At 40.1% G+C, this 1,583-nt stretch carries 4 protein-coding genes; 1 reads left to right on the top strand and 3 read right to left on the bottom strand.

Translation table 11 applies throughout. The features are described from left to right. The 3 genes from AB840_RS18405 to AB840_RS15210 all read right to left on the bottom strand — a co-directional run. On the bottom strand, positions 1–170 hold a 170-nt coding region (locus tag AB840_RS18405), incomplete at its 3' end, for a transposase (protein WP_048515559.1). 205 nt (positions 171–375) lie between these two features. Continuing rightward, the gene (locus AB840_RS15205; RefSeq protein WP_048515660.1) at positions 376–693 is read right to left on the bottom strand and encodes a transposase; all 318 of its coding nucleotides are present in this window, start codon (positions 691–693) and stop codon (positions 376–378) included. Positions 694–758: 65 nt separating this feature from the next. Beyond that, positions 759–953 (bottom strand): hypothetical protein, encoded by a 195-nt coding sequence (locus AB840_RS15210; RefSeq protein ID WP_048515661.1) that lies wholly within the window; start codon positions 951–953, stop codon positions 759–761. A gap of 256 nt (positions 954–1,209) precedes the next feature. On the opposite strand from AB840_RS15210, the gene AB840_RS15215 reads away from it, so the two are divergent. Next, positions 1,210–1,583, top strand: a 374-nt coding sequence (locus tag AB840_RS15215; protein WP_048515662.1) for an IS5 family transposase, incomplete at its 3' end; no start/stop codon positions are given.

Consider the following 1,583-nt stretch of genomic DNA (forward strand, 5'->3'; position numbering starts at 1 on the left):
GCGTCTTTTGCGTCCAACCTACCCTCTTTGAAGGCTTTAACCCATGTATAGATAGTACTATCAGGAAGCCCCAGTTCCGTTGCGGCTTTGTGTCCACCAATCTCCTGAGCCAATTTTACAGCCTGTGATTTAAATTCTTGGTCATAAGTTTTTATAATTCGTTTTGCCATCTTATTTCTCCTATTCTCTATCAATTATATATCACAATCCTTGAGAATAGGGTGTCAATTTTTATTGTACAACATCACTTTTCTCTTTTACCGGGGATTCTGGATTTATAAGTGTAGTAAGCGCTCCTTGAAATTTGAAGACAGCGGCATAATAAGCGAATAGAGCAAGCGGAGCGATGGTGATCAATAAAAGAAATTTTCTGCGCTATGGATTGGAAATTATGCCGATGGATTTTTTTAGGGTTTCAATCACCGAATCCTTATGATCGAGCTGTTTATTCAGATTGCGAATTTGGGATTCGAGCTCATGAATTTTTTTTGAAAGATTATTATTACGATTTTCAGCCACCGGGTTTAGCCCGGATTTTCTGAGCCATGAACGCAAGGTATCAATGCAGATGCCAAGCTCGGAAGCAACCTGTTTAACGGGAAGTTTTTGTTCAGTAACCATATGAATTGCACCTTGTTTGAAAGCATCATCGTAGCGAGGGGGCGCGGACCTCTTAGCTGTTTGTTTAGACATAAAAAAGACCTCTTTCTCTTTATTATAGCCCCTTTTTGGTGTCTATCAAATCGAGAAAGGGGGCACTATTGCATATACATGGATTTGTGCACAAACACAACGCTGAATGCCATCATAAAGATCGTAACAACGGGAATACCTTTGCATTTATAGGCATTGGCAGCCCGAAGCAGTTTGGAAACATGATAGGTACGAAAGAAACGAATACTATTTTTAGAAAGTAGTTCATTAGCAAGGGGGTCTTGTGGTATACTAGTCATGACATGAGCCTCCATCAGTTGGTCTTTTCGCTACATTAAGTATACTAAATGGATCAGGCTCATGCTATTTTTTTGTTAGAATATTGTATTTTCGGGACTTACAGGCAATTATTTACCTGCGAAGTTTGAGTAATTAATGTAAACTGCACAAACCAATGGTGTGCATAACTGCAGTATTTATCAGCATTTCGTAGTATAATAAGTGCATGAGTATGGTGGAAAACAGCTCAAAATCCTTGCACACAGGGTATATACCATGTATAAAACTCCTTCTAAACAACTTTCCTTTGAAGATTTTAATCAACCCTTGGGATTGCACATGGATCCGAACAATCGCTGGATCAAGAAAGCAGCATTCATCCCATGGGATCTGGTAGAAAAGAAATATAAAAAACTGTTCAAAGGATTCAAAGGCCACGTAGCAAAGCCAGCCCGAATGGCATTAGGCGCGTTGCTCATTCAAATTGAATACGGGTACTCGGATAAAGAAACCGTTGAACAAATCAAGGAAAATCCCTATTTGCAATACTTCTGCGGTTTACTGGGCTATGAATATAAAGCACCGGTTGATGCGTCTGCCATGACACGGTTTCGTAAACGCCTGACGCCGAAGCGGTTGGAAGCCATCAA

The organism is Megasphaera cerevisiae DSM 20462, assembly GCF_001045675.1.
Lineage (GTDB): Bacteria > Bacillota > Negativicutes > Veillonellales > Megasphaeraceae > Megasphaera > Megasphaera cerevisiae.